Genomic DNA, 26,280 nt, shown 5'->3' on the forward strand with positions numbered 1-26,280 from the left:
GTCCGCGTTCGCTCGCCACTACTAACGGAGTCTCGATTGATGTCCTTTCCTCCAGGTACTTAGATGTTTCAGTTCCCTGGGTTTGCTTAAAACCTCCTATTTTATTCAGAGGTCTCATACCTTCTCTTGATAACCGGAAATCCAAAACCTCGCGGTTTGATTTCTCGCATTTCTGGTCGAACCCCAAAACACAAGGTCTTGGAGTTCCGGCTATCGAAGGTGGGTTTCCCCATTCGGAAATCCGCGGATCAAAGCTTCTTCGCAGCTCCCCACGGCTTATCGCAGCGTAGCACGTCCTTCATCGCCTCTCAGCGCCAAGGCATCCACCGAACACCCTTAAGGCACTTGATTGCTCTCATTATCAATGTCCACACACTCGGCAGAATGTTGTCTGCGCAATTGCCATTGAAGGCACGCATCCTCGATGAATGCGATTGTCGCAGCCGGACATTGACTAGAAAGACCAGCTTGCTTCGTAAGATCGTTCCGACAGCGAGGCGGTCAAGCTTCGCTGAAAGGATCATTTACAACCCGCATTCAACCTCACGGCTGAAAGCGAGCGCCGAAATGATCCGGAGATAATGAAGGCCCGCGCAACAATTGCTGCACGATCCAACTCGGATCGATCTCCTCTTTACGATGTCAGAAAACACGCATGTCGCAGCCTATCCAGGCTCACGCATGCGAAGTGATGTTTCGCGAACGATTTGGTCGAGGCATGCTCGATCTTCGATTCCATCTGGTGGAGCCAGACGGGATCGAACCGACGACCTCATGCTTGCAAAGCACGCGCTCTCCCAGCTGAGCTATGGCCCCGTACCAGAAGACGAAGCGCATTGTTGATGCCGCTCGCCTTCGCCAAGGCTACGGTGCAGCAGCCTTCGTTTCGAAGGGCCTGCCTAGCCGAAGCAGCGAAGCGCGAAGGCTGGTGGGCCTGGGAAGACTTGAACTTCCGACCTCACGCTTATCAAGCGCGCGCTCTAACCAACTGAGCTACAAGCCCCTAACACGAGAGGCACACTGGCGCGCGATCGGCTCTCGCCGACGCATCGCTCAAGCGCTCAGCCCCTGGCGCGTGTTCGTCCGCGAAGAAAGAGAAACGTAGACGGCGAAATCCCGCCAATGGAGCTCAACAATCCTGAAACTGTTGGCCCCTGAATGTTTCTAAAACGGTTCGATAGTGAGCCTGAGCTCGCTGAAGAACCATCCTTAGAAAGGAGGTGATCCAGCCGCAGGTTCCCCTACGGCTACCTTGTTACGACTTCACCCCAGTCGCTGACCCTACCGTGGCCGGCTGCCCCCTTTCGGTTAGCGCACCGTCTTCAGGTAAAACCAACTCCCATGGTGTGACGGGCGGTGTGTACAAGGCCCGGGAACGTATTCACCGTGGCGTGCTGATCCACGATTACTAGCGATTCCAACTTCATGGGCTCGAGTTGCAGAGCCCAATCCGAACTGAGACGGCTTTTTGAGATTTGCGAAGGGTCGCCCCTTAGCATCCCATTGTCACCGCCATTGTAGCACGTGTGTAGCCCAGCCCGTAAGGGCCATGAGGACTTGACGTCATCCCCACCTTCCTCGCGGCTTATCACCGGCAGTCTCCTTAGAGTGCTCAACTAAATGGTAGCAACTAAGGACGGGGGTTGCGCTCGTTGCGGGACTTAACCCAACATCTCACGACACGAGCTGACGACAGCCATGCAGCACCTGTCTCCGGTCCAGCCGAACTGAAGAACTCCGTCTCTGGAGTCCGCGACCGGGATGTCAAGGGCTGGTAAGGTTCTGCGCGTTGCGTCGAATTAAACCACATGCTCCACCGCTTGTGCGGGCCCCCGTCAATTCCTTTGAGTTTTAATCTTGCGACCGTACTCCCCAGGCGGAATGCTTAAAGCGTTAGCTGCGCCACTAGTGAGTAAACCCACTAACGGCTGGCATTCATCGTTTACGGCGTGGACTACCAGGGTATCTAATCCTGTTTGCTCCCCACGCTTTCGTGCCTCAGCGTCAGTATCGGGCCAGTGAGCCGCCTTCGCCACTGGTGTTCTTGCGAATATCTACGAATTTCACCTCTACACTCGCAGTTCCACTCACCTCTCCCGAACTCAAGATCTTCAGTATCAAAGGCAGTTCTGGAGTTGAGCTCCAGGATTTCACCCCTGACTTAAAGACCCGCCTACGCACCCTTTACGCCCAGTGATTCCGAGCAACGCTAGCCCCCTTCGTATTACCGCGGCTGCTGGCACGAAGTTAGCCGGGGCTTATTCTTGCGGTACCGTCATTATCTTCCCGCACAAAAGAGCTTTACAACCCTAGGGCCTTCATCACTCACGCGGCATGGCTGGATCAGGGTTGCCCCCATTGTCCAATATTCCCCACTGCTGCCTCCCGTAGGAGTTTGGGCCGTGTCTCAGTCCCAATGTGGCTGATCATCCTCTCAGACCAGCTACTGATCGTCGCCTTGGTGAGCCATTACCTCACCAACTAGCTAATCAGACGCGGGCCGATCTTTCGGCGATAAATCTTTCCCCGTAAGGGCTTATCCGGTATTAGCTGAAGTTTCCCTCAGTTGTTCCGAACCAAAAGGTACGTTCCCACGCGTTACTCACCCGTCTGCCGCTGACGTATTGCTACGCCCGCTCGACTTGCATGTGTTAAGCCTGCCGCCAGCGTTCGCTCTGAGCCAGGATCAAACTCTCAAGTTGGACTTGAACTTTGAACCGGCTGATCACAACGTTTGACGAGGTCCCACCATTCTTCATCGACCGAAGTCGACGAGCTGCCTACGATTCACATCGCTGGCAACGATGGTGTAACCTTTAAAACGTGTACCGCCGAAGTCTTTCGTCCTCTCTCAGAAAGTCAAAAGCCGAAGCTTTCAAGTATTCCGAGAGACGCAAGGACTCCGCCGTCCACGTTTCTCTTTCTTCATCTTCACTTGTCAAACAGCCCGGGATCGGACGACCCCACACCCTTAGAGGGTGGTTCTACCCCTCAGCGGCCGACGGTGAACTTCAACCGACTTGTGTCGGCTGTTGTGTCACTCATCGAAGTGAGGAGCATCAGTGGCGCGTTCGCTCGCCTCGGTCAGTGACCCGGCGGCGCCGCGCTCAGTGGTTGGGTTATAGTCCCGGCCCCTCGGGATTGTCAACGGCCATTGTCAACAAATCGTCGCACGCCAAAATCGCTTGTGCAGTGCGAAAAAGTATTCGTACTTTCTGAGGCTTAGGTGAGAGGTAAAATTGAGACGCGCAACGCGCGTGGTAAAAAATCTGAAAAAAGTTTGCGGGCGGGGGCCTCGTGAGGCGCCCCGGATCGGGGTTCCAGGCCTCGCCAGGCGAGGCCGCACGCGAGCCCGCTTCGGAAAGCTTTTCCATCTGGAATGCCGCACTTGAGCCACAATCCTGCGACGTTCTCGCTATACGTATGCACTGAACCGCCCGAACCAGTTGGGGGCTAGGGCGGTTTATTTGGGGGAAACAGGCGATCTCTCCACAAACCCGTCGCCTCTTCCCTTCACGGCCGAGCAATATCGAGAGATCTACACACCCGTTGATGTTCGAGATCGCGGCCTCGCTGATGGCCCATCGTCTCCCGGACTTCGACGTGTATGGCTCGCCAGGCTGCCGTATTCCTCTTGCAAGAGGATGACGGCGAGACAGGACGAGCAAAGGTCGATCGCATGTTGGTGGAATTTGGGGGGACACAGGGTTGAGCCAACGGGCGTCACGCGGAAGCTATGGGCGCGAGACCGGGATGATCGATCTCGGTCACGAGCCGCCGCTTTCGGTCGACGGCACCGAGGCCGCGGTGATCGATCGCCGCCGTGTCTCCGTACAATGGTTCAGCGGCACCATCCTGACCGGTCTGTGCGGCGCGGCCCTGATCGGCGGCGCCGTGTTTGCCTCGCTCGACGGCGAGATGACCTTTGCCAAGGTGCCGGAGCGGGTCGAGGGCGCGCTGCGCGGCGCCTTCACCGGCAATGACCGCGTCGTCAGCCTGCACAAGGGCGATCGCCTGCCGCCGCCGAGCGAATCCTCCGCCTCCCGCAGCGTGATCCGCGTCTCCACCGCGACCCGCGTCGGCAACCGCGACGTGATGCGGGTCAGGCCGTTTGTTCGCATTTCCGGCAATCTCTCGATGACCACGAGCGATTTGTCGGCCAAGATTCCCGCCTTCAACGCGCAGCGCCTGCTGGCCGATGTCGGCTCCGACACCCCGGCCGCGGCCGAAGATCCCAACAATCCCGAGGCGGTCGAGCCCGACGCCGAGGTCTCCTTCGTCACCAAGGACCTCGGATCCGTGCTGCCGAAGGCGAAGCTCGCCGTCGTGGTCGCGCTCGACGACATCCTGATGCGGGTGCGCGACGCCGCCAATTGGCGCGGCTCCGGTGCCTCGGTGCGCTACACGCTGGCCAACGCCACGGCGGATGCGACCGGCGCCGCCGGCCCCGACATGAAGCTCGCCTATGCCACCGAGGGCAACGTCTCCGATCCCTATGCGGGCTTCGAGACCCGCGTGGTGCCGGAGAACGTCACCCTGCTGCCGAAGACCAAGGAGCAGGTCACCGGCGGCAATCCGGTTGGCGAACGGGTGCACATCGTCAGGAAGGGCGACACTGTCACCTCGATCCTGCGCGACCAGGGTGCGACGGCCGACGAGGCCAGGGCGATTGCCGCAATGCTCGGCCCGCGCGGCCGCGACGGCGGGCTGAAGGAAGGCCAGAAGGTGCGGATCCTGATGGCGCCGGCCGCGCCCGGACCGGGCGTCAGGCTGCAGCCCTATCGGGTCGTCGTCGCCAACGAGTCCGTGATCGAAGCGGTGGCCGCGCTGTCCGACATCGGCAAATACGTCGCCGTCGACGTGCAGAGCCTGAACACCGTCACCGACACCGCCGACAATTCCAGCGACGATGACGAGGATGACGGCAGCGGCGTGCGGCTCTACCAGAGCATTTACGAGACCGCGCTGCGCAACAAGGTGCCGCCGACCGTGATCGAGGACATGGTCAAGATCTACTCCTACGACGTCGACTTCCAGCGCAAGGTGCAGCCCGGCGATTCCTTCGACGTGTTCTATGCCGGCGAGGACGAAGGCACGACCAACACCGAAAAGACCGAAGTGCTGTTCGCCTCGCTGACGGTCGGCGGCGAAACCAAGAAATACTACCGCTTCCAGAGCTCCGACGATGGCCTGGTCGACTTCTATGACGAGACCGGCAAGAGCGCGAAGAAATTCCTGGTGCGCAAGCCGGTCAACAACGCGATCATGCGCTCGGGCTTCGGCGGCCGCCGCCATCCGATCCTCGGCTATGTGAAGATGCACACCGGCGTCGACTGGGCCACCGCCTACGGCACGCCGATCTTCGCCTCCGGCAACGGCATGATCGAGAAGATCGGCCCCGAAGGCGGTTACGGCAAATACATCCGCGTCAAGCACGCCAACGGCTACGAGACCGCCTACGGCCACATGTCGGCCTTTGCCAAGGGCATGGAGGTCGGCAAGAAGGTGCGGCAAGGCCAGGTGATCGGCTTCGTCGGCTCGACCGGACAATCGACCGGTCCGCACGTGCACTACGAAATTCTGGTCAACGGCCGCTTCGTCGATCCGATGCGCGTGAAACTGCCACGCGGCCGTTCGCTCGAAGGCCCGATGCTGGCCGCGTTCGAGAAGGCCCGCGATGCGATCGATGCCCAGATGAGCAGCCGCGGCGGCGCGCGCATCGTCTCCGACGCCACCAGCAGCACCTCGCAGACACGCTCGATCAGCAACCGCTGATCACGCGTCCCTCCCGCGCAGGCCGGAAGCCCGCCTGCACAGCCTCTCCCCCCACGCCACCGGTGGCGATCAGCAATTCGCCGCCCAACCGGCCCCGCGATCCGCGGGTTCCATCAAATTTCATGTCCGGAAGCGGGAACCCGGATCGCGGTCATCCAGTTGATTTACAAGCGAATCCTCCAATGGAGGAAATCATGGAGAACTGGACGAACTGGACCAACTGGACGAACGCAAAGCTGTGCGACGTCGCGAACTTGGCCCTTGGCGCGATTCTTTTCCTGTCGCCATGGCTGTTCAAGTTCGACGACGGCGCGGTTTCCACCAATGCCCACATCGCCGGCCTCGTCATCGCAGTGCTTGCGATCGCCGCGCTCGCGGCTTTCGCGGTCTGGGAAGAGTGGCTGAATCTGGTCGTCGGGCTTTGGACCCTGGTCTCGCCATGGGTCCTGGGCTTCCACGGCACCAGCGCGATGACCGTGCATGTGGCGATCGGTGCTGCCGTCGCGATTCTTGCCGCGATCGAGCTTTGGATGATGTCGCAGCATCCGCCTCGGCTCACGACACACAGCTGAGCCATCAAACGCCTATCTCCTTGCCCGCATCGGCCGCGGGCAGGGAGATCATTGTGCTTTATCGAGAGGGTTACGCGCCATGACGACTCGCCTCACCCGCGACGACGTGCTGAAAGCCGTCGGCCACGCCGACGACGTCACCATCGCCAGGATCATCGCGTCGGGGGCAACCGTGACCGAGCTTGCCGAGGCGCAGGCCTGGCTTGCCAATGACGAGCCGCTGATGAACGCCGGCAAGCCGCTGGCGACCGGACGGGCGCGCGAGCTGGTGGACATCCTGTCCGAACTCGAGCCGGGCGACGAGGACGACGTTCCCGGCGCTCCGAGTCCGCCCACCGCGCCGCAGGAGTGACGCCGCCCGACGCCGTTACGGCGCAAGGCTCGCGCAGATCAGGAAGACGATCCCGATCGCAGTCAGCCCGAATGCGACCGACGCGAGCGGAAGCAGCATGTCGATCGTGGCATGCGTGCTGTTGATCGTGCTGCCCCAGACGGCGAATTCGGCCGTTCGCCACTCGCGGAATGGAACGGCTCGCGCATGCCGGTCATGCCGATCGTCGTATCGTTGCCAGACCAGCGATAGCAGCCACGGCAAGAGCACGGCGACGAACAGCAATACGCTGACGAACATCAGCGACAATTCGACGTCGTCCTGACGGTCGAACAATATCCAGGCCGCCAGCGCGAACCACGCGACCAGACCGACGGCTACGCCGTAGACGCGGGGATGAAGCTCGTCATAGACGGGCCGGTTATGCGCGATATTGACGGGCCGGTTATGGGCGATGGGTTCTCTATTCATGAGATTCGCTTTTTTCCATGGGGACCGGCGGTAGGCTTGGTGCAGCGGCGCGAACACTGACTGTTCTGCGCCAGGCAGGCACCGGGCCACACCAGCCGATCATCGGGGTGAAACGAACGGCATCCGACGGCAGTTTCATTAAATCGGGCCGCGGATTAGGAACGACCGCGCCGACACACCGGTTGGTTAGCCGACATTGGGCCCCTCAAGAGGGACAGACCGGATCAACAGGATCAGCGATGCCGCCGCAGGCGCGCTTTGGTTTGTCACGCCAACGAGAGTCCGTGAAGCAAGCCGCTGACGACTCAACGAAGGGTCGCGCCGCGCCGCCGTCGGGAAAGCGACATGACAGTTGACTCAGCAACGCGAGCTCTGCTGCTGGCAGAGTTCGTCTCCGCCTTTGGCCTTGCGATGCGCTACTTCTTCCGGCCAAAGCCGACCCTGAACTATCCGTTCGAGAAAAACGCGCTGTCGCCCCGCTTTCGCGGCGAGCACGCGCTGCGCCGCTATCCGAACGGCGAGGAGCGCTGCATCGCCTGCAAATTGTGCGAGGCGATCTGCCCGGCACTGGCGATTACGATCGAGGCGGGACCGCGCAACAACGATGGCACCCGCCGTGCCACGCGCTACGACATCGACATGCACAAATGCATCTACTGCGGATTGTGCCAGGAAGCCTGCCCGGTCGACGCCATCGTCGAGGGACCGAATTTCGAATTCGCCAGCGAGACACGCGAGGAGCTCTACTACGACAAGGGGAAACTGCTCGCCAATGGCGACCGCTGGGAGCGCGCGATCGCCGCCAACCTGGCGCTGGATGCGCCCTATCGCTAGGCCGCATCCAGATTGGTTAGCTGAGCTCAGTTCAGCTTGCGCTTCGGGACCGGGGCCTCGAACTGCACGATCTCAGCGGTGTTCGGCACCCGACCATTGAAGGTCAGCACGTTGCCCTTGACCGAGATCGCGACACGATCGCCGTCCTTGACTTCGCCCGCCAAAATCATCTCGGCGAGCGGATCCTGCACGCTGCGCTGGATCACGCGCTTCAGCGGGCGGGCACCATAGGCCGGATCCCAGCCTTTCTCCGCGAGCCAGTCGCGCGCCTTGGCGTCGAGCTCGAGCTCGATCTTGCGATCCTCGAGCAGCCTGGTCAGCCGCGCGAACTGGATCTCGACGATGCGGCCCATCTCGCTCTTCTGGAGGCGGTGGAACAAGATGATCTCGTCGATGCGGTTCAGGAACTCCGGCCTGAAATGCGCCCGCACGACGCCCATCACCTGGTCACGAACAGCAGCAGTATCCTCGCCTTCCGGCTGATTCACCAAAAAGTCCGAACCGAGGTTCGAGGTCATGATGATCAGCGTGTTGCGGAAGTCGACGGTGCGGCCCTGTCCATCGGTCAGGCGGCCGTCGTCGAGCACCTGGAGCAGCACGTTGAAGACATCCGGATGCGCCTTCTCGATCTCGTCGAACAGCACGACCTGGTAGGGCCGCCGCCGCACCGCCTCGGTCAGCGCCCCGCCCTCGTCGTAGCCGACATAGCCGGGAGGCGCGCCGATCAGGCGCGAGACCGAGTGCTTCTCCATGAACTCGGACATGTCGAGGCGGACCATCGCGGTCTCGTCGTTGAACAGATCAGCGGCGAGCGCTTTGGTGAGCTCGGTCTTGCCGACGCCGGTGGGCCCCAGGAACATAAACGAGCCGGTCGGCCGGTTCGGGTCCTGCAGGCCGGCGCGGGCGCGGCGCACCGCGGTTGCCACCGCATGCACGGCCTCGGCCTGACCGACGACGCGCTTGGCCAGCTGCTCCTCCATGCGCAGCAGCTTGTCCTTCTCGCCCTCCAGCATCTTGTCGACCGGCACGCCGGTCCAGCGCGAGACCACCTGCGCGATGTGGTTGGCGGTGACCGCCTCCTCCATCATCTCGCCGCCGTTCTCACGCGCCTCGACGTCCGCGAGCTTCTTCTCCAGGTCGGGAATCCGGCCATAGGCCAACTCGCCCGCCTTCTGGAATTCGCCGCGACGCTGCGCATTGGCCAGCTCGACGCGAAGCGCATCGAGCTCGCTCTTCAGCTTCTGCGCATTGGAGAGCTTGCTCTTCTCGGCGCTCCAGCGCGCGGTCAGCGACGCCGACCGCTCCTCGAGATCCGCGAGCTCCTTCTCCAGCGTCTGCAGGCGGCTCTTCGAGCCGGCATCGCTCTCCTTCTTCAGCGCCTCCTGCTCGATCTTGAGCCGGATGATGTCGCGATCCAGCGAATCCAGCTCCTCAGGCTTGGAATCGACCTGCATCTTCAGCCGCGCCGCCGCCTCGTCCATCAGGTCGATGGCCTTGTCCGGCAGGAAGCGGTCGGTGATGTAGCGGTTCGACAGCGTGGTCGCGGCCACCAGCGCGGAATCGGTGATGCGCACGCCGTGATGCTGCTCGTATTTGTCCTTGAGGCCGCGCAGGATCGAGATGGTGTCCTCGACCGTCGGCTCGCTGACATAGATCGGCTGGAAGCGGCGCGCCAGCGCGGCATCCTTCTCGACATGCTTCTGGTACTCGTCGAGCGTGGTGGCGCCGATGCAGTGCAGCTCGCCGCGGGCCAGCGCGGGCTTCAAGAGGTTGGACGCGTCCATCGCGCCGTCGGCCTTGCCGGCGCCGATCAGCGTGTGCATCTCGTCGATGAACAGGATGATGCCGCCCTCGGCGGACGAGACCTCCTGCAGCACGGCCTTCAGCCGCTCCTCGAACTCGCCACGGTATTTTGCACCCGCAATCAGGGCGCCCATGTCGAGCGACAACAGCTTCTTGTCCTTCAAACTCTCCGGCACGTCGCCGTTGAGGATGCGCAGCGCCAGGCCCTCGACGATGGCGGTCTTGCCGACGCCGGGCTCACCGATCAGGACGGGATTGTTCTTGGTGCGCCGTGACAGCACCTGGATGGTGCGGCGGATCTCCTCGTCGCGGCCGATCACCGGGTCGAGCTTGCCGTCGCGCGCGGCCTGGGTCAGGTCGCGGCCATATTTCTTCAGCGCGTCATAGGCGTTTTCCGCAGTCGCGCTATCGGCGGTGCGGCCCTTGCGCAGCGCTTCGATCGCCGCGTTCAGGTTCTGCGCGGTGACGCCGCCCTTGCTCAGGATGCTGGCCGCCTCGGTGCCCTTCTCGAGCGCGAGCCCGAGCAGGAGACGCTCGACGGTGACAAAGCTGTCGCCGGCCTTGTCGGCGGCTTTCTCCGCCGCATCGAAGGCGCGCGCCAGCTCCGGCGACAGGTAGACCTGCCCGGCACCGCTGCCGGATACTTTCGGCAGCTTGTTCAGCGCATCTTCTGTGGCTTTGAGGATTGCTCGGGAATTGCCCCCGGCGCGGTCGATCAGACCGCCGGCGAGCCCCTCGCTGTCGTCCAGCAGCACCTTGAGCAGATGCAACGGCGAAAACTGCTGGTGACCATCGCGAATTGCGAGCGACTGGGCAGACTGGATGAATCCGCGCGCGCGCTCGGTGTACTTCTCTACGTTCATTTCGTTTCCCTCGGCCTGCCGTCACCACCCAATCAGGCATGGTTCCGGCATCTTCATTGGGTTTCCGCGGGCCGCGTTGACGTTCCTCAACCAGCCTCTGGTCGTCGCCATCATTTTTCAGGCTTGCCGCAGATGTGGGCACTTGGTTCCAAAACGGAAGAGCCACGGCCTGCGATTTCGCCCGATGAAGCTCAGCGCCGCACGATGGCGACAAGGTAGCGGCAGGGCTGAGCACTCTCGTTACGGAAGACGATGTCCGACGGCGGACCGAGCTCGACGCGGTCGCCCGCAGCGAGCTCGTGGCGCACCGCGCCCTCCATCAGGACGAGGCGGCCGTCGATGACCCAGACCACCTGACGGATCAGGTGATAGGCGCTGGCGGGAAAGCCGGCCTCCTGTTTCGCAGGCAGCTCGATCTCAACCAGCTCCAGCGGATTGGCCGGATGCAGGAACACCTGCCGCCGCAGATAGGCCGCCTTCGGATCGCGCCACACCGGCTGATCCTTGGCCCGCTGCAGCCGCGCGCCTTCGCCCGCGGCCACCTCGAACAGCGCGGCCATGGTCAGGCCGTAGGCCGTGGCGATCCGCGACAGCGTCGCCGCCGTCGGGCTCGCCTCGGCTCGCTCGATCTTGCTGAGCATGGCCTTGGACACCCCGGCCCGCCCGGCGAGTTCCGCCAGCGACCAGCCGCGGCCCTCCCGTTCGGAACGGACGCGCCGCCCGAGAACCGTGTCCGCCTTGTCCTCTATAATTGACATAGTGTCTTATATAGTAGACGATAGGGTCGGTTCAAGAGATTTTTGAAGGAAAGCCCATGGTCATCCGCCCAGCCACGGAACAGGACGTTCCCGCGATCACCGCGATCTTCAATGAGGCGGTCGTCAACTCGAACGCGATCTGGACGGAGAAGCAGGATTCCGACGCCGAGCGGCTCGCCTGGATGACGGCGCGGCAGGCGCTCGGTTATCCGGTGCTGGTCGCCGCCGAAGGGCCGACGGTGCTTGGCTACGGCACGTTCGGCGATTTCCGGGCTTTCCCCGGCTATCGCTACAGCGTCGAGCACAGCGTCTACATCCATGCCGACCATCGCGGCCGCAGGCTCGGCCGCGTCATCGTCGACGAACTGGTGACCGCTGCGAAGGCGCTGGGCAAGCACGTCATGATCGCCGGCATCGACGGCGGCAACCATGCCTCGCTGCGGCTGCATGCGCAGGCGGGCTTTGTCGAGGTCGCCCGGATGCCGGAGGTCGGACGCAAGTTCGGCCGTTGGCTTGATCTCGTCTTCATGCAGCGTGTTCTCGACACGCCCGGCGCCGCCCGCGGCGATTGACCGCCAAAGTTGACTGCCATGGCGTGCTGACAGTTCTCCTCGCGCGCCAAACAGGCTAGAGCGGGCGGATGGAACAGACGCACACCTCCGCAAAAATCACCGGCATCTACCGCTATCCCGTCAAGGGCCTCACGCCCGAGCCCCTGCCCCGCGCCGAACTGAAGACCGGCCAGACGCTTCGCTCCGACCGCCGCTACGCGATCGAGAACGGCCCGAGCGGTTTTGACCCGGCCGCGCCGAAATGGCTGGCCAAGCCGCATTTCCTGATGCTGCAGCGGGACGAATGGCTGGCGCCGCTACGCGCCCATTTCGACGACGACAGCCACGTGCTGACGCTGCACCGGGATGGCGCGATGCTGGCCCAGGGCGACCTTGAGACCGAAGCGGGGCGCGCCGCGATCGAGCGCTACTTTGCCGTCCATCATCCGGACCGGATCAAGGGGCCGCCAAAAGTGCTGACGAGCCCGGGGCACAGCTTTTCCGACGTGCCCCGCAAGGTGGTCTCGATCATCAATCTGGCGAGCCTGCGCGCCATCGAGAATATGGTGCAGGCGCCGGTGCATCCGCTGCGTTTCCGCGCCAACCTCTATGTCGAGGGCTGGCCGGCCTGGCATGAAGCCACCCTGCTCGATCAGACCATTGCGATCGGCAGCGCGCGGGCGCAGGTGGTGAAGCGCATCACCCGCTGCGCGGCGGTCAATGTCGATCCCGATACCGGCGTCCGCGACCTCGTGGTCCCGAACACGCTGATGCAGCGGCTCGGCCACAATGAGTGCGGCATCTATGCCGAGACCATCAGCGACGGCGAGGCCGCGGTCGGCGATACGATCGCGCAGGTGGGCAGCGCGGGGCGCGTGCCCACCCATCATGCGATGCCTCAGTTCGGCATCACATAGGTGTAGATCCGGCCGCGCGACACCGGCGCCTCGCGGACGCGGTTGCCGTTGTTGCCCGAGATCATGATCGGATTGCCCTTGGCATCGATGCCGGTGATGATGCCGACATGGCCGCCGCCGCGGCGGCCCATCACGGCGATGGCGCCGACCTGCGGGCCGGAGATGCGCTGACCGTATTTGGCGAACGAGGCCGCCATGTCGGAGCCGGTGCCGCGATGGCCGGTATGCTGCAGCACCATGTTCATGAAGCGCGCGCACCACAGGCTGCGGCGGTCGGTCGGATTGCCGCCCAGGTAACGGCGCGCTTCCATGACGAGGTTGGATGAACCGAAGCTGCTCGCGGTGCTGAAGCTGTTTTCGAAGGTCACACCACCGGTGTTGGGCACGACGTCGGCGTGAGACACGATGCGCGTGCGAGACGTGAAGGGCGTGTTGGCCTCGGCGACATCCTCGGACTGCCTCTGGGCCGCCCTGCGCTCCGCGCGCGACAGCCGCGTCGCGTGCCGAGAGTGATGATGCGCGTAATGGCCGGCATGGGCCGAATGCGCGTGATGCGAATGACGGGGACGGGCGGACGCCGGAGCGGCGGAGACGACGGCGAGAGTGAACGAGCACAGAGCCAGCGCCAAAACACGAAGCGACTGGCGATACGCAAGCAACTGAATCATTCCTTATCAGGTCCTCTGTAGCACCCCCCGATCCCCATCGCGTTCCCTCCGGGAACGCGGCGGTGGTTTTGAAAATCGGGATGTGGCGAGAGGAAGATTTCATGCGGCACTGCGGGATCGATTTCTGGGTCATTCCGCGCAATTTCGGAGGCAAAAGCAGACGAGAACAGCCGCATTGCAGCCGCGGAAATTAACTGCAAATCTGGCGGCGGCCCACGAGAGGATCGTTCAATGCCCCACGCCATCACGAAAGATAATGTCCGCCTCTATTTCGAGGAGGCCGGCAGCGGAACCCCGATCATTTTCCTGCACGAGTTCGCGGCTGACCACACCAACTGGGAGCCGCAGCTGCGCTACTTCTCGCGCGGGCACCGCTGCATCGCCTATTCCGCGCGCGGCTATACGCCGTCGGACGTGCCACTGAGCGCCGACGTCTACACCCACAAGCACTTCTACACCGATGCGCTGGCGGTGCTCGACCACCTCGAAATCCCGCAGGCGCATTTCGTCGGGCTCTCGATGGGCTCCTATTCGTCGCTGCAGATCGGCCTCAACGCGCCGGAGCGCGCGCTGTCGATGACGCTCGCCGCGGTCGGCTCCGGCTCCAGCCTGGAGAACCTCGACGCCTTCCGCGCGCAATGCCGCGCCAATGCCGAGCAATATGAGGCGATCGGCTCGGTCGAGGTCGCCAAGCTGACGCGCGAGGCGCCGAGCCGGATTCCCTTCCTGCTGAAGGACCCGCGCGGCCATGCCGACTTCTACGCCGCGCTGGCCCGCCATGATGCCAAGGGCTCGGCCAACACCATGCGCAGCTTCCAGGGCGGCCGACCCTCGATCTACACCATGACGGACGCGATCCGCCGCGTGGTAACGCCGGCGCTGATCCTGTGCGGCGACGAGGACGACAATTGCATCGCGCCGAGCCTGTTCCTGAAAAAGCACTTGCCGGCAGCGGGGCTCGCGTTCTTCCCGAAGTCCGGCCACGTGCTCAATCTCGAGGAGCCGGCGCTGTTCAACGAGATGGTGGAGCGCTTCATCGCGCTGGTCGAGGCCGGCCGCTGGCCGGTACGCGATCCAAGGTCGCTGGTGGCCGCGCCGGTGTGAGATACCGTCATTGCGAGCCAACGGGTCGCGCGAACGCGCGCCCGATGACAGGCTGCGCGAAGCAATCCATGAGTCCGCATACGCGGAGGGGTGGATTGCTTCGTCGCTCCGCTCCTCGCAATGATGGTTTTGGCTACTTCCCCGTGCCGCCGCGGCTGAGCAAAAACACGCCCTGCTCGCCGAACATGTTCCAGACCCACCACGGCAGGTTGAGCGGCACCGGGCGGCCGTAGAGGTCGAGCGCGACGGCGCGCTCCATCTTGACGTTGATCTCGTCGCAGAGCTGCACGAAATCCTTGATGGTGCAGAAATGGATGTTCGGCGTGTCGTACCAGGTCGCCGGCAGGTTCTCGGTGCGCGGCATGTGGCCGCCGATCAAAAGCTGCAGCCGCATCTTCCAGAAGCCGAAATTCGGGAACGAGACGATGGCGCGCTGGCCGATGCGCAACAGATTCTCCAGCACCACCCGCGGCTGCCGCGTCGCCTGCAGGGTCTGCGACAGGATCACGTAGTCGAAGGCGTCGTCGGGATAATTCACGAGGTCGGTGTCGGCGTCGCCCTGCACCACCGCGAGCCCCTTGGCGACGCAGCCATTGACGCCCTCGCGCGACAGCTCAATGCCGCGGCCGTCGATGCCGCGGCTCTCCAGGAGCTGCAGCAACTCGCCGTCGCCGCAGCCGACGTCGAGCACGCGCGAGCCCGGCCGCACCATGTCGGCGACCAGGAGATGGTCGGTGCGATGGCCGCCGGTCCGCTCCGGCGCGACGCCCGGCAAGGGCAATGTCTGCTGCATGGTCATGACTGCACGTCGCCGTCGTTGAGCCCGCGGGCCTTGCCTGCGGCCTGCAGGAAGGCGCGGGAGATGTCGAAGAATTCCGGCACGTCGAGCAGGAAGGCGTCGTGGCCGCGATCGGTCTCGATCTCGGCGAACGACACCCGCGCGCTCGACGCATTCAGCGCGTGCACCAGCGCGCGCGATTCCGAAGTCGGAAACAGCCAGTCGCTGGTGAAGGAGACCACGCAAAACCGCGTCTTGATGCCGGTGAACGCGTTCGCCAGCACGCCGTTGTGGTCGGCGGCGATGTCGAAATAGTCCATCGCGCGGGTCAGGTAGAGATAGGAATTGGCGTCGAAGCGCTCGACGAACGACGAGCCCTGGTAGCGCAGATAGCTCTCGACCTGGAAATCCGCGTCGAACGAGAAGGTCGGCAACTCGCGATCCTGCATCCTGCGGCCGAACTTGCGATGCAGCGCAGCGTCCGAGAGATAGGTGATGTGCGCCGCCATCCGCGCCACCGCGAGGCCGCGATGCGGATGGGTGTCCTCGTCGACATAACGGCCGCCGCGCCAGTCCGGATCGGCCATCACGGCCTGCCGTCCGAGCTCATGGAACGCGATGTTTTGCGCCGAGTGGCGCGTCGCGCAGGCGATCGGCAGCGCGCAGAACACGCGCTCCGGATAGGCCGCGGTCCATTGCAGCACCTGCATGCCGCCCATCGAGCCGCCGACCACGCAGAACAGCGTGGTGATGCCGAGCCGATCGATCAGCATCGCCTGCGCGCGCACCATGTCGGGGATGGTGATCACGGGGAATTCGAGCCCCCACATCTTGCCCGTGGCAGGGTTGATCGAGGCCGGCCCGGTAGAGCCCATGCAGCCGCCGATCACGTTGGAGCAGATGATGAAGTATTTTTCGGGATCGAGCGGCTTGCCGGCGCCGACCATGGTGTCCCACCAGCCGGGCTTGCCGGTGACCGGATGGGTGTTGTTGACATGCTGATCGCCGGTCAGCGCGTGGCAGATCAGGATCGCGTTGGAGCGGTCGGCGTTGAGCTCGCCATAGGTCTGGTAGGCGATCTGGAACGGCGCGAGGTCGACGCCGCAATCGAGCTTGAGCGGCTGGTCGATGCCGAACTTCGCCACCAGCGACGACGGATGATCGGCCTCATGCGCGCGATCTTCGCTCTGGGCCGTGGGACTGAGTATCGGACGCACGTTGCTCATGTAGGCGACCCTGCCTCCGCGCGGGAGGCCTCGAACAGAAATCAGGCCATAAAAAACCCGGCCTGAACATAGGTTCGGCCGGGAGCGATCTGTCCCCGGCCTGTTTAGCGAGTTATTTAACGTGGCTGCAAGCCGGCCGGCTCAAATGACCACGGAGTAGCGGGAAACTAGTCCTCGGGCCCCCCGTCGTCAAGCCAGCCTGCATCCCGGCCCGATGGTTAACCGATTGCGCAGGGCTGAACCGCAAAGGGCTCATTTGCGAGGTTTCTCTTTGCTTTCGTCGCCCGTCTTTCCTAATCAGGGAGCGGTCCGCGGCCACATCGAGCCCGCCCGGACGAACAAGGTTTTCGCGATGTCCAACCCACCCCCGTCGCCGCCTTCGCTGGCCGAGCTGCGCAAGGAGATCGATGCGATCGACGAGCAGGTTCACCGCCTGTTGATGGCGCGCGGCGACATCATCGACCGCCTGATCCAGGTCAAGAAGACCCAGGAGGTCGGCTCGGCGTTCCGCCCGGCGCGCGAGGCCAGCATGATGCGCGAGCTGGTGCGGCGGCATCGCGGCATCCTGCCGCTCGACACCATCGAGAGCATCTGGCGCGTCATCATCTCGACCTTCACCTACGTCCAGGCGCCGTTCGCGGTGCATGCCGATGTCTCGGTCGGCGAGTCCGCGATGCGCGACTCGGCGCGCTTCCACTTCGGCTTCGTGGTGCCCTACGTGTCGCATTTCAGCGCACAGGCCGCGGTCGAGGCGGTGGCGAAGTCGAAGGGCGACCTCGCGCTGGTCTCGGCGATCGCCAGCCGGACGCCGTGGTGGAATGCGCTGGAAGCCGACGGCGCGCCGAAGATCATTGCGCGGCTGCCGTTCCTGGAGCGCGCCGACCACCCGGCCGCGCTGCCGGTGTTCGTGATCTCGCGGGTCGCCGACGATGCCATGGTGACAGAGGTGCAGACCTGGAGCGTGCGCGTCTCGGGCTGGACCGCCGAAGTCGCCCGTGCGGTGGCGCCGCTCGCCGAAATCGTTGCGGTGCCCGACACCGCCTTCGACGGCGCGGCGCTCTTGGTCTCGATCACCGGCACCGGCTTCGAGACCGTGAAGACGGCCCTGATCAAGGCCGGCGCCTCGGTCCGCTCGTCGGCCCTCGTCGGCAGCCACGCAACGCGCTATACGGTGCCTTCCAACGGGTCGGCCAAGGGTTGAGCCGCCCGCCCAAATTTTTGCTTGAGGCGTTTTCCTGACGCGAACCGGTAACCCCCTTCGCTGGAAGACGCGCTATTCGGAGTTGACGATGTCCCGCCCCGTGCCGAACCCCGGCATTCTCGATATTGCGCCCTACACGCCGGGCAAGGCTCCGACGCCGGAACCGGGCCGCAAGGTGTTCAAGCTGTCGGCCAACGAGACCCCGTTCGGCCCGTCGCCGAAGGCGATCGCGGCCTACAAGGCGGCGGCCGACCATCTCGAGGATTATCCGGAAGGCTCCTCGCGGGTGCTGCGCGAGGCGATCGGCCGCGTCTATGGGCTCGATCCCGACCGCATCATCTGCGGCGCCGGCTCCGACGAGATCCTCAACCTCTTGGCGCACACCTATCTCGCCCCCGGCGACGAGGCGATCTCGACCACCCACGGCTTCCTGGTCTACCCGATCGCGACCATGGCGAACGGCGCCAAGAACGTCATCGCGGCCGAAACCAACTTCACCGCCGACGTCGACGCCATCCTCAAGGTGGTGACGCCGCGCACAAAACTGGTCTGGCTCGCCAACCCGAACAATCCGACCGGCACCTATCTGCCGTTCGACGAGGTCAAGCGGCTGCGCGCCAGCCTGCCGTCGCATGTGCTCTTGGTGCTCGACGCCGCCTATGCCGACTATGTCTCGCGCAACGATTACGAGTTCGGGATCGAGCTGGTCGCGACCACTGACAACACCGTCGTCGCCCACACCTTCTCCAAGATCCATGGCCTCGCGGCACTGCGGATCGGCTGGATGTTCGGGCCGGCGCACATCATCGACGCCTGCAACCGCATCCGCGGTCCCTTCAACGTCTCGACGCCGGCGATGCTGGCGGCGGTGGCGGCGATCGAGGACTCCGCGCATGTGCAGATGTCGAAGGCGCACACCGAGCAGTGGCGCAACTGGCTCACCGAGGAAATCGAAAAGCTCGGGCTGAAGGTAACGCCAAGCGTCGCCAATTTCGTGCTGATCCATTTCCCCACCGACAAAGGCAAGACTGCGGAAGAGGCCGACGCTTACCTGACCCGGCGCGGCCTCGTGCTGCGGGCGCTGAAGAATTACAAGCTGCCGCATGCGCTGCGCATGACGGTCGGCACCGAGGAGGCCAACCGTCTCGTGGTCGAGGGGCTGCGCGACTTCCTGGCCGGAAAGTGAACGCTGACGTGACCACGGCTCCGCTGTTTAACCGCCTTGCGCTGATCGGCTTCGGCCTGATCGGCGGCTCGATCGCGCGCGGTGCCCGCGCGCAGGGCCTGGTCGGCGAGATCGTCACCACCGCCCGCTCCGAGAAGACGCGCGAGCGCGTCGCCGAGCTCGGCATCGTCGACAAGGTCGTCGCCACCAATGTCGAGGCGGTGCAGGATGCCGATCTGGTCATCCTCTGCATCCCAGTCGGCGCCTGCGGCCCGGTCGCGGCCGAGATCGCCGCGCATCTGAAGCCGGGCGCCATCATCTCCGACGTCGGCTCGGTGAAGGGCGCGGTCGCGCGGGACATGGCGCCGCATCTGCCCGGCGGCGTGCACTTCGTGCCGGCGCATCCGGTGGCCGGCACCGAGCATTCCGGGCCGGACTCCGGCTTCGCCGAGCTGTTCATCAACCGCTGGTGCATCCTGACGCCGCCGGAGGGCACCGATCCGGCCGCGACCGAGCGGCTGCGCGCGTTCTGGGCCGCGCTCGGCGCCAAGGTCGAAATCATGACGCCGGATCATCACGACCTCGTGCTCGCGATCACCAGCCATCTGCCGCATCTCATCGCCTACACCATCGTCGGCACCGCCGACGAGCTGGCGCAGGTGACGGAATCCGAGGTGATCAAATTCTCCGCCGGCGGCTTTCGCGACTTCACCCGCATCGCCGCCTCCGACCCGACGATGTGGCGCGACGTCTTCCTCGCCAACAAGGAGGCCGTGCTGGAGATGCTCGGCACCTTCAACGAGGATCTGTCGAAGCTCACCCGCGCGATCCGGCGCGGCGACGGCGAGGCGCTGTTCGAGCACTTCACCCGCACCCGCGCCATCCGCCGCGGCATCGTCGAGACCGGCCAGGATTCCGCCGCCCCCGACTTCGGCCGCCCGCATGCGAATTTGAAGAAGCCGGGATAAGCACGCGGCTCTCGCCCAGCGCCGCGCGTCAGCGCGAGCGGCAGCCGGTCGGGTCGATCGATGGGTGCGAGGCGACGTAGTCGATCTCACCGCGCGTGATGCCGATGTCGATCAGCTCGCTGTCGCTCAACTGGCAGAGCTGGCGTCGCAGCCTCGCGCGCTTGCGCCATTCCTGGAATGCTTCCCAATACACCTCGAGCGGACTGTAGACCGGCCGCCTTGTCGCGGCCGGTACAGGCTCGGTAGTCCCGTAGATCCTGCTCATTGTGGTACTACCCGGTCTGATGGGTTGACCAGACCAGATTGGCGCAGCAGGCGAAGGCGCGCTTAATGGCCAGCTTACATTTTCATTACCGGCGGCTTATTCTTGCGGCTCCGGCCGCAGGGGTTTTCGCTTCGTCGGCACGGTGCGGGAATATGTGGCCGCGCGCGAACGAAGTTATGCGGGCATGCGCATGGCGGCGGTTCCGGAGGGCTGACGAAGGGGGTGCCGGCGATCCCGTCGAAGTGCTATTGATCCAGATCAATGAACGACGCGAGCTGAACCGAAATCTAGGCAGCGGTGTCTGCCCTCGTGCGAGTTCCTCCCATGGCTACATTGATCCGAACTCTGCTGGCCGGCGCCCTCGCGCTGGCATCACTCGGCGCCATCACGCAGAAAGTACGCGACCAGGGCTATACCGATACCGAGATCCGGATCGGCAATCTGATGCCGTATAGCGGCGCGCTGGAAATCTTCGGCCAGATCGGCAAGGCGGAAGCCGCCTATTTCGACATGATCAACGAACGCGGCGGGATCGGCGGCCGCAAGATCCGCTTCATGTCCTACGACGATCTATCCGACGCCGCCAACGCCATGGACCTCACGCGCATTCTGGTCGAGACCGACAATGTGCTGTTGATGTTCGGCTCGTTCGGAACAGCGGGGAATCTGGCGGTGCGGAAGTATCTCAACGAACGGCGGATCCCCCAGCTGTTCGTTGCCTCCGGCGATGAGCACCTGAATCAGCCGTCCGTCTATCCATGGACCATGGGCTGGCAGCCCTCCTACCGCGACGAGGGCCGCATCTACGCCAATTACATCCAGGCGTTCTATCCCGGCAAGAAGATCGTGGCGCTCTGGCAAAACGACACGTTCGGGCGGGAATTATTCAAGGGGCTGGAGCAGGGCCTGGGCAAGGTCGCGCAGAACATCAGGGTCGACATCGCCTATGATGTCGATGATCAGCATCTCGACGGTCACGTCTCGATCCTGAAGCGCTCGGGGGCCGAGGTGTTCGTGTTTGCCGGGGTGCCGGACAATGCGGCCAAGGTGATCCGGTCCGCGGCCGACCATGGCTGGCGGCCGGTGTTCATCCTCAACCAGATGGCATCGTCGATCGAGACGGTGCTCAGGCCGGCCGGCATCGAGAACGCGACCGGCGTCATCACCGCCGCCTTCCTGAAGGATGCCAGCGATCCGGCCTGGAAGGACCAGCAGGACACCGGCGCCTGGCGCAGCTTCCTCGACAAGTACACGAAAGCCGGCGGCAAGGATGACGCTGCCGCCGTCTATGGCTATGCCGCCGCCGAAACGCTGGTCCAGGTGCTCAGGCAATGCGGCAACGACCTGTCACGCGACAACGTCATGAAGCAGGCGGCGGCGCTCAGGGATTATCAGGCCGCCGCGCTGCTCCCGGGCATCAAGATCAACACCGGTGGCTTCCGGCCGGTCGAGCAATTGCGGCTGCTGCAGTTCGACGGCCGCAGCTGGCAGCCGATCGGCGATGTGCTCGATACCGCGTTCGCGGATACGAGCAGGAAGTAACGACGGTCGGTGCGCCCCGACACGCGATGGCGGGCCAGGCGCGCAAAAAGCCGTTCAGTACCGTCGCAGCAGGCCGCGCACCGCGCTGGCCTCGCCATAGTCGGCGCAAGCGCGTTGCGGGTCTTCGATCAACTCTGCATGGACGCGCTTGAAGGTCCTGCCGGCCGCCTCCGACACCTCGGGGCGGAAATTGGCGGGATCGTAGTCCACGCCGTCGTGCGCCTTGATGGCGGTGTCAAAGGCATTGATCATCGCCATCGCGGCATCGGTGCTGCCGAGCAGACTGGCGCCGAGCTGCACGCCGCCGGCACCATTGGCCTCGTAGCCGGGGCAGCGCTGCTCGAGCACCGCGGACGCGATGACGACCTGTTCGAGGAACGCCGCCTCGGCGTCGGTGAGCGTTGCGGCACCCGCCTGTCCCGGCGCGATTATCGCGAGCAACGCGACGGCTGACAATTTGATGTTCATTGTCGTGGTTTTCCCTGCGGCGGTCGAACCATGACCAATTGATCGATTGCCGAATGACGATAGCACAAGCCTGTTCTTCAGGAAGACACGCCAGCTACCGGGCCAAGGCCGGGCTTCAACGTCGGCTTTCGCCGGCGAGGCGGACGTCGCTGGCTGAGCGTCTCGGCAGCAGGATGCCGAGATTGTGGAGGCGGCCTCGATAAAATTCGTGCTATGTTGAACGAGGCATTACCCAACGCCTCCTATCGCATTGCAAAGATTTCGTCCGTGGCGCGTCGGTGCTGAGGGCTCGAAGGAGAGGACTGCATGGGTCTAACTCTTCCTGGAAATATTCCCGTGGCTGCGGAGAGCTTTGAGGCACTTCTGAAGCTTGGCGATCCATGGCCACTCGGTCATCAGGCACAAGCCTTGGTGCTCGTTACCAAGAATGCGAGTGACCCGTGTATGGTGTGGGCTTCGCCGAAACTCGGTACCTACCGTGCGGTCTGGACCAAAGCGAGCGCGTCGGGATTTGTAGAAGCGGCTGACGAATGGGGTGACAATGTGGATATCGACCACGTTTTTCCCCAGAGTTGGGCTAATTTACCCGGCAGCAATGTGAGCTACGTGCGGTTGTTCCCAGTATGGGCCGAGATCAACCGCAGCGCTGGCGCCGGGCGAGAAAAGCAGGCGCTGAAGGCTGGAATAACAACAACACGGGAGCACGGGATTGTCTTCGCGCAGGAACTTCAAGTTTTGAAAATCCTGGGCCATCCCGTTGGCACCGTGTCCGATCCCGTCTCTATTTTCGGCGTCAAACGCAGGCGTTAGTCCCCTGTGTCAGTTCTGGGCCAAGGCCGACGTGCATCCATGGCGGCTTCAACGTAGGCTTCCGGCAGGAAAGCGTATCCGACCGATCCGTGAATACGCAGATGGGAAGGCTGCAGGCCGAGCGTCGCCGATCGACGACACCATCGCCGTTGTGAAACGCCGTCACTCCGGGACACCGGCCCGTTCCATGCCTTGATAGATTCGATTGCGCTGGGCCAGGAAAACCGGGTTGTCGCTTTGGACTTCGAGGCGGCACTTGCCGATACGGAAAATGGGAGCCAGCCGCCTCCCCGTTTCGGCAGCCTCCGCCGCCTCCGATTGACGGTCCTGAAGCGCCAGAGCCGCTGCGAGATGGAAGTACGGGAGCTCATTGGCGGGAGCAATCTCGATGGCCCTGCGCAAACGGTCCACAGCCATATCAAGCCTGCCGAGCTGCAGATCCGCCAGGCCCAGGAGCGCGTACCAGGTTCCGAGCATCGGATCACGCGGGCTGAGGCGCATCGCGGTGGCCAGGTGGCCTTCGGTCTCCTCGCCTCGCCCAAGGAAGACCTTCACCCACCCTGCTCTCACGTGAACGTAGGGCAGATCTGGATCCAGGCTGATGGCGAGTTCAATCTCTCGAAGCGCTCGTTCCGGTGCTCGCAGAGCGATCAACAACGCGGCGCGACAAAAATGGAGGCGGGCCGTGAGGGGCGTCAGTCCCGACGCTTTTGACATTGCCGTCTCGGCCAGACGAACCTGCTCGGCACGCGCCTCGGACATGTAGGCGTTGACCTCCCACAGGTGGGCTTCGGTCAAGCCCATCAGGACATCGGCGTTGGCATTGTCGATGCGGAGCGCCTGCTCGAATATGCTCCGTGCTTCGCGGGCGCCGGCGACCGACACTTTCTGGAAAAACACCGTCCACCCGCGCAGCGCCAGATCGACTGCATCCAACGCCTCTTTGCGCTGCAGCCGCCGCGCTTCCGCCGCCACCATCTGGATATCCATGGCCCGTGCGAGCCGGGCTGTGATCTCATCCTGCATCTCGAACGGGTCTGACCGTGGCTTGTCGAATCGCTCAGCCCAAATGTGGGCACCGGATTCGGCGTCGATGAGCTGTGCGTTCACGCGCAGGCGATCGGCCCCGCTCTGCACGCTGCCTTCCAGCACGTAGCGAACGCCGAGTTCGCGGCCGATCTGCCGCGCATCCACCGTCTTGCCCTTGAATGCGAACGCCGTCTTGCTCGAGATGACGAAATAGTCAGGAAGGCGAGATATGTCGGAGGTCAGATTTTCCGTCATCGCATCGACGAAGTCGTCCTGCCGAGCCTCGCCACTCAGATTGGCGAAGGGCATCACGGCAACGGAAAGACGGGGGGTGGTGGACGGCATCCTTGCAGACTCGCCGCCATCCGTCGCCGGGCCACCCGGTCCGGCCGCGCGGTCCTCGACGATGGTGCCCACGAAGCGGAAACCTTGCCGCGCCAGCGTCTTGATCAGGCGCTGCTCCTGCCCGGAATCGCCGACCGCATTGCGGGCGGCGTTCAGGCGGGTCGTCAACGCCGCATCGGACACGATGCGTCCGTTCCAGATCGCGTCGACAAGATCGTCCTTGCTGACGACGCGGTCCCTGTTGCGGATCAAATACTCAAGCAGCGCGAAGACCTGACGCGCGATGGGGATGATTTCGGGCCCGCGTTGCAACTCGCGCCGCTCGGTATCGAACGAATAATCCTCGAAGAAATAGCGCAAGGCACCATTCCCCAAATTGCCCCTGATCGCGCACCGCGCTCGAACACGGTCTGGCGCAGAAAGAATAAGCCGGAGGTGAGAAAAATGTAAGCTGGATGTCAAGCAAGCCTTCGGCTGCGCTGCCACTTTCAAGACCAGGCATACGCCGGGAGAGGTGCAAAGGACGTGCCCCGCAATGCGGTTGGGCCGCATGCGGTTGCGCCTGCGCGTCCCCGCGGCACAGGCTTCAGGTCGTCGGGGATCGCGTCATGCGACCACAAAGGACTCTTCCGGTGGAATTCGAACGGGCGATCGACGTGTTTCGGGTTCGGCCTGATTGGTACGAGGAATGCTGGTTGCGGCCGGACGAGACGGTCCTGCCCCGTTCAGAAAGATTTCGGCGTTGGACCCTACGGTTCTGGTCCGTCGTGTCGGCATGGCGCCGGCAATGGCCGATCCATCGATCGACCGCTACGCCGGATCGAGGCCGAGCGCCTGGGCGGTCTCCAGCCAGACCGGCAATTCGCGCTGATACAGCGCATTGGTTTCCTTGAAGCCGAGCGTCGGCTCCAGCACGAAGGTGGCGAGAACCTCTTTCACTTTGGGATCGCTGCTGGCGGCGACGCAGAGCTCGGCGAGCCGGTCGACGATCGGCTGCGGCGTCGCCTTCGGCAGCGCCCAGCCGGTGAAGCCGCTCACGGTGAAGAATTTTGACGTCGCGCCCTGCTCGGGCAGCGTCTTGATATGGGGGATCGCGTCGACCTTCTTGGAATGCACCGCGAACACGATGCCGCGGTCGCTCTGCAGAACCGATTGCGCGGCGGTGTAGCTGCCCATCGCGACGTCGAGCGTGCCTTCGGCAAGTCCGGTCCACATCGGCGCCTCGCCGCGATAGTGGATCGGCTCGATGCGCAGGCCATACTGCTTGTTGAGCTCGTTGATGGTCATGTGCGGGGCGGAGCCGGCGCTGTAGGTGCCGAAATTCACCTTGCCACTCTTGCGCGCGAAGGCGACGAAATCATCGAGGTTCTTGATGCCGAGCTTCGGGCTCGCGACCAGCAGCAGCCCGGCGCCGGGCAGCACGCTGACCAGCGTCAGATCCTTGTCCATGTCGTAGCCGGGGTTCTTCATCATCACCCGGTTCATCACATAAGTAGTGGAGATCGAGCATAGGATGGTGTGGCCGTCAGGCGCCGCGCGCGCCACTTCCGCGGCGCCGATCGAACCGGACGCGCCGGCCTTGTTCTCGATCACGACGGTCTGCCCGACCTGTTTCGAGATGTATTCGCCGAAGGCCCGCGCCAAGAGGTCGGTCTGCCCGCCCGCGGGATAGCTGCAGATCATCCGGATCTGCCGCGACGGCCATGCTTGCGCCAACGCGCGACGCGACAGGAAAGGCATCGCGGCGGCGGCCGCGCCTGCAGCGATGAAGTGACGGCGATTGAATGGCGTCGGCACGGCTCCCTCCCTCGATTTTTCGGAAGGGTATCGCATCGT

At 63.7% G+C, this 26,280-nt stretch carries 22 protein-coding genes, 2 tRNA genes, 2 rRNA genes and 1 riboswitch (1 of these 27 running past the window's edge); of the genes, 12 read left to right on the forward strand and 14 right to left on the reverse strand.

The annotated features are described in order from the left end of the window. The 4 genes from XH93_RS38685 to XH93_RS38700 all read right to left on the reverse strand — a co-directional run. Nucleotides 1-351 (reverse strand): 23S ribosomal RNA (locus XH93_RS38685) (it extends 2,489 nt beyond the left edge of the window). A 389-nt stretch (nucleotides 352-740) separates the two neighbouring features. Continuing rightward, a tRNA-Ala gene (locus tag XH93_RS38690) sits at nucleotides 741-816 on the reverse strand. A gap of 110 nt (nucleotides 817-926) precedes the next feature. Next, nucleotides 927-1,003: transfer RNA gene (locus XH93_RS38695), tRNA-Ile, on the reverse strand. Between the two features lie 210 nt (nucleotides 1,004-1,213). Further along, nucleotides 1,214-2,702 (reverse strand): 16S ribosomal RNA (locus XH93_RS38700). The 16S and 23S rRNA genes sit together here with 2 tRNA genes alongside, the layout of an rRNA operon. A gap of 1,006 nt (nucleotides 2,703-3,708) precedes the next feature. On the opposite strand from XH93_RS38700, the gene XH93_RS38705 reads away from it, so the two are divergent. The 3 genes from XH93_RS38705 (at nucleotide 3,709) to XH93_RS38715 (ending at nucleotide 6,699) form a co-directional block, all read left to right on the forward strand. Then, entirely contained in the window at nucleotides 3,709-5,775 is a 2,067-nt protein-coding gene (locus tag XH93_RS38705; RefSeq protein WP_194471468.1) for a M23 family metallopeptidase, read from the forward strand. Nucleotides 5,776-5,969: 194 nt separating this feature from the next. Then, nucleotides 5,970-6,347 carry an SPW repeat protein gene (locus XH93_RS38710; RefSeq protein WP_139486823.1) on the forward strand — a complete coding sequence of 126 codons (378 nt, stop codon included), beginning with the start codon at nucleotides 5,970-5,972 and terminating at the stop codon, nucleotides 6,345-6,347. A 79-nt stretch (nucleotides 6,348-6,426) separates the two neighbouring features. Continuing rightward, entirely contained in the window at nucleotides 6,427-6,699 is a 273-nt protein-coding gene (locus tag XH93_RS38715) for a hypothetical protein (RefSeq protein WP_194471469.1), read from the forward strand. Nucleotides 6,700-6,714: 15 nt separating this feature from the next. Here the strand turns inward: XH93_RS38715 and XH93_RS38720 are convergent, their stop codons facing one another. Then, nucleotides 6,715-7,206: a hypothetical protein gene (locus XH93_RS38720; RefSeq protein ID WP_194471470.1), complete on the reverse strand. Its 492-nt coding sequence runs from the start codon at nucleotides 7,204-7,206 to the stop codon at nucleotides 6,715-6,717. Nucleotides 7,207-7,494: 288 nt separating this feature from the next. On the opposite strand from XH93_RS38720, the gene nuoI reads away from it, so the two are divergent. Beyond that, nucleotides 7,495-7,983, forward strand: a complete 489-nt coding sequence (gene nuoI, locus XH93_RS38725; RefSeq protein WP_139486721.1) for an NADH-quinone oxidoreductase subunit NuoI — start codon at nucleotides 7,495-7,497, stop codon at nucleotides 7,981-7,983. 26 nt (nucleotides 7,984-8,009) lie between these two features. Here the strand turns inward: nuoI and clpB are convergent, their stop codons facing one another. Together clpB and XH93_RS38735 are read right to left on the reverse strand one after the other, a co-directional pair. Continuing rightward, the gene (gene clpB / locus XH93_RS38730; protein WP_194471471.1) at nucleotides 8,010-10,649 is read right to left on the reverse strand and encodes an ATP-dependent chaperone ClpB; all 2,640 of its coding nucleotides are present in this window, start codon (nucleotides 10,647-10,649) and stop codon (nucleotides 8,010-8,012) included. A gap of 191 nt (nucleotides 10,650-10,840) precedes the next feature. Continuing rightward, a complete protein-coding gene (locus XH93_RS38735) occupies nucleotides 10,841-11,407 on the reverse strand; it encodes a helix-turn-helix transcriptional regulator (RefSeq protein WP_194471472.1) in 567 nt (188 codons plus the stop codon). Nucleotides 11,408-11,463: 56 nt separating this feature from the next. On the opposite strand from XH93_RS38735, the gene XH93_RS38740 reads away from it, so the two are divergent. Next, a complete protein-coding gene (locus tag XH93_RS38740; protein ID WP_194471473.1) occupies nucleotides 11,464-11,979 on the forward strand; it encodes a GNAT family N-acetyltransferase in 516 nt (171 codons plus the stop codon). 68 nt (nucleotides 11,980-12,047) lie between these two features. After that, the gene (locus XH93_RS38745) at nucleotides 12,048-12,875 is read left to right on the forward strand and encodes an MOSC domain-containing protein (protein ID WP_194471474.1); all 828 of its coding nucleotides are present in this window, start codon (nucleotides 12,048-12,050) and stop codon (nucleotides 12,873-12,875) included. On the opposite strand, the gene XH93_RS38750 is transcribed toward XH93_RS38745, so the two are convergent. Beyond that, nucleotides 12,857-13,543, reverse strand: a complete 687-nt coding sequence (locus tag XH93_RS38750; RefSeq protein ID WP_194471475.1) for a TIGR02594 family protein — start codon at nucleotides 13,541-13,543, stop codon at nucleotides 12,857-12,859. The genes XH93_RS38745 and XH93_RS38750 overlap by 19 nt on opposite strands. A gap of 231 nt (nucleotides 13,544-13,774) precedes the next feature. On the opposite strand from XH93_RS38750, the gene XH93_RS38755 reads away from it, so the two are divergent. Beyond that, nucleotides 13,775-14,647 carry an alpha/beta fold hydrolase gene (locus XH93_RS38755; RefSeq protein ID WP_194471476.1) on the forward strand — a complete coding sequence of 291 codons (873 nt, stop codon included), beginning with the start codon at nucleotides 13,775-13,777 and terminating at the stop codon, nucleotides 14,645-14,647. A 133-nt stretch (nucleotides 14,648-14,780) separates the two neighbouring features. Here XH93_RS38755 and metW read toward each other — a convergent pair whose 3' ends face one another. Both metW and XH93_RS38765 read right to left on the reverse strand, forming a co-directional pair. Continuing rightward, entirely contained in the window at nucleotides 14,781-15,446 is a 666-nt protein-coding gene (gene metW / locus XH93_RS38760; RefSeq protein WP_139486728.1) for a methionine biosynthesis protein MetW, read from the reverse strand. Beyond that, nucleotides 15,443-16,651, reverse strand: coding sequence for a homoserine O-acetyltransferase (locus XH93_RS38765; protein WP_194471477.1), 1,209 nt, complete (start codon nucleotides 16,649-16,651; stop codon nucleotides 15,443-15,445). The genes metW and XH93_RS38765 overlap by 4 nt, the downstream gene beginning before the upstream one ends. 83 nt (nucleotides 16,652-16,734) lie before the next feature. Next, nucleotides 16,735-16,814: riboswitch (SAM riboswitch) on the reverse strand. 189 nt (nucleotides 16,815-17,003) lie between these two features. Here XH93_RS38765 and XH93_RS38770 point away from each other — a divergent pair. The 3 genes from XH93_RS38770 (at nucleotide 17,004) to XH93_RS38780 (ending at nucleotide 19,985) form a co-directional block, all read left to right on the forward strand. Beyond that, nucleotides 17,004-17,852, forward strand: a complete 849-nt coding sequence (locus XH93_RS38770) for a chorismate mutase (RefSeq protein ID WP_194471478.1) — start codon at nucleotides 17,004-17,006, stop codon at nucleotides 17,850-17,852. Between the two features lie 88 nt (nucleotides 17,853-17,940). Then, a complete protein-coding gene (gene hisC, locus XH93_RS38775) occupies nucleotides 17,941-19,038 on the forward strand; it encodes a histidinol-phosphate transaminase (RefSeq protein WP_194471479.1) in 1,098 nt (365 codons plus the stop codon). An 8-nt stretch (nucleotides 19,039-19,046) separates the two neighbouring features. Next, nucleotides 19,047-19,985 (forward strand): prephenate/arogenate dehydrogenase family protein, encoded by a 939-nt coding sequence (locus tag XH93_RS38780; RefSeq protein ID WP_194471480.1) that lies wholly within the window; start codon nucleotides 19,047-19,049, stop codon nucleotides 19,983-19,985. Between the two features lie 28 nt (nucleotides 19,986-20,013). Here the strand turns inward: XH93_RS38780 and XH93_RS38785 are convergent, their stop codons facing one another. Beyond that, nucleotides 20,014-20,250, reverse strand: a complete 237-nt coding sequence (locus tag XH93_RS38785; protein ID WP_139486733.1) for a DUF1127 domain-containing protein — start codon at nucleotides 20,248-20,250, stop codon at nucleotides 20,014-20,016. 324 nt (nucleotides 20,251-20,574) lie between these two features. On the opposite strand from XH93_RS38785, the gene XH93_RS38790 reads away from it, so the two are divergent. Then, complete coding sequence (locus XH93_RS38790; RefSeq protein WP_194471481.1) at nucleotides 20,575-21,792, forward strand: ABC transporter substrate-binding protein; 1,218 nt, start codon at nucleotides 20,575-20,577, stop codon at nucleotides 21,790-21,792. Between the two features lie 54 nt (nucleotides 21,793-21,846). On the opposite strand, the gene XH93_RS38795 is transcribed toward XH93_RS38790, so the two are convergent. Beyond that, the gene (locus XH93_RS38795; RefSeq protein WP_194471482.1) at nucleotides 21,847-22,260 is read right to left on the reverse strand and encodes a hypothetical protein; all 414 of its coding nucleotides are present in this window, start codon (nucleotides 22,258-22,260) and stop codon (nucleotides 21,847-21,849) included. A 306-nt stretch (nucleotides 22,261-22,566) separates the two neighbouring features. Between XH93_RS38795 and XH93_RS38800 the strand changes: the two genes are divergently transcribed. Further along, nucleotides 22,567-23,070 (forward strand): hypothetical protein, encoded by a 504-nt coding sequence (locus XH93_RS38800; RefSeq protein ID WP_139486736.1) that lies wholly within the window; start codon nucleotides 22,567-22,569, stop codon nucleotides 23,068-23,070. Between the two features lie 162 nt (nucleotides 23,071-23,232). On the opposite strand, the gene XH93_RS38805 is transcribed toward XH93_RS38800, so the two are convergent. Together XH93_RS38805 and XH93_RS38810 are read right to left on the reverse strand one after the other, a co-directional pair. Next, on the reverse strand, nucleotides 23,233-24,804 hold the full coding sequence (locus tag XH93_RS38805) for a winged helix-turn-helix domain-containing protein (protein WP_194471483.1): 1,572 nt from the start codon (nucleotides 24,802-24,804) through the stop codon (nucleotides 23,233-23,235). A gap of 450 nt (nucleotides 24,805-25,254) precedes the next feature. After that, nucleotides 25,255-26,277 carry a tripartite tricarboxylate transporter substrate binding protein gene (locus XH93_RS38810; RefSeq protein WP_139857917.1) on the reverse strand — a complete coding sequence of 341 codons (1,023 nt, stop codon included), beginning with the start codon at nucleotides 26,275-26,277 and terminating at the stop codon, nucleotides 25,255-25,257. Nucleotides 26,278-26,280 lie beyond the last annotated feature (3 nt).

It is taken from the genome of Bradyrhizobium sp. CCBAU 51753, from assembly GCF_015291565.1.
Classification (GTDB): Bacteria; Pseudomonadota; Alphaproteobacteria; order Rhizobiales; family Xanthobacteraceae; genus Bradyrhizobium; species Bradyrhizobium ivorense.

Excerpts from the sequence above, each read along its gene's own strand:
- XH93_RS38795 (WP_194471482.1), bottom strand. The coding sequence starts at position 22,260 with ATGAACATCAAATTGTCAGCCGTCGCGTTGCTCGCGATAATCGCGCCG.
- XH93_RS38710 (WP_139486823.1), top strand. The coding sequence starts at position 5,970 with ATGGAGAACTGGACGAACTGGACCAACTGGACGAACGCAAAGCTGTGC.
- nuoI (WP_139486721.1), top strand. The coding sequence starts at position 7,495 with ATGACAGTTGACTCAGCAACGCGAGCTCTGCTGCTGGCAGAGTTCGTC.
- XH93_RS38810 (WP_139857917.1), bottom strand. The coding sequence starts at position 26,277 with ATGCGATACCCTTCCGAAAAATCGAGGGAGGGAGCCGTGCCGACGCCA.
- clpB (WP_194471471.1), bottom strand. The coding sequence starts at position 10,649 with ATGAACGTAGAGAAGTACACCGAGCGCGCGCGCGGATTCATCCAGTCT.
- XH93_RS38755 (WP_194471476.1), top strand. The coding sequence starts at position 13,775 with ATGCCCCACGCCATCACGAAAGATAATGTCCGCCTCTATTTCGAGGAG.
- XH93_RS38715 (WP_194471469.1), top strand. The coding sequence starts at position 6,427 with ATGACGACTCGCCTCACCCGCGACGACGTGCTGAAAGCCGTCGGCCAC.
- XH93_RS38785 (WP_139486733.1), bottom strand. The coding sequence starts at position 20,250 with ATGAGCAGGATCTACGGGACTACCGAGCCTGTACCGGCCGCGACAAGG.
- XH93_RS38790 (WP_194471481.1), top strand. The coding sequence starts at position 20,575 with ATGGCTACATTGATCCGAACTCTGCTGGCCGGCGCCCTCGCGCTGGCA.
- hisC (WP_194471479.1), top strand. The coding sequence starts at position 17,941 with ATGTCCCGCCCCGTGCCGAACCCCGGCATTCTCGATATTGCGCCCTAC.
- XH93_RS38765 (WP_194471477.1), bottom strand. The coding sequence starts at position 16,651 with ATGAGCAACGTGCGTCCGATACTCAGTCCCACGGCCCAGAGCGAAGAT.
- XH93_RS38770 (WP_194471478.1), top strand. The coding sequence starts at position 17,004 with ATGTCCAACCCACCCCCGTCGCCGCCTTCGCTGGCCGAGCTGCGCAAG.
- metW (WP_139486728.1), bottom strand. The coding sequence starts at position 15,446 with ATGACCATGCAGCAGACATTGCCCTTGCCGGGCGTCGCGCCGGAGCGG.
- XH93_RS38735 (WP_194471472.1), bottom strand. The coding sequence starts at position 11,407 with ATGTCAATTATAGAGGACAAGGCGGACACGGTTCTCGGGCGGCGCGTC.
- XH93_RS38750 (WP_194471475.1), bottom strand. The coding sequence starts at position 13,543 with ATGATTCAGTTGCTTGCGTATCGCCAGTCGCTTCGTGTTTTGGCGCTG.
- XH93_RS38800 (WP_139486736.1), top strand. The coding sequence starts at position 22,567 with ATGGGTCTAACTCTTCCTGGAAATATTCCCGTGGCTGCGGAGAGCTTT.
- XH93_RS38745 (WP_194471474.1), top strand. The coding sequence starts at position 12,048 with ATGGAACAGACGCACACCTCCGCAAAAATCACCGGCATCTACCGCTAT.
- XH93_RS38740 (WP_194471473.1), top strand. The coding sequence starts at position 11,464 with ATGGTCATCCGCCCAGCCACGGAACAGGACGTTCCCGCGATCACCGCG.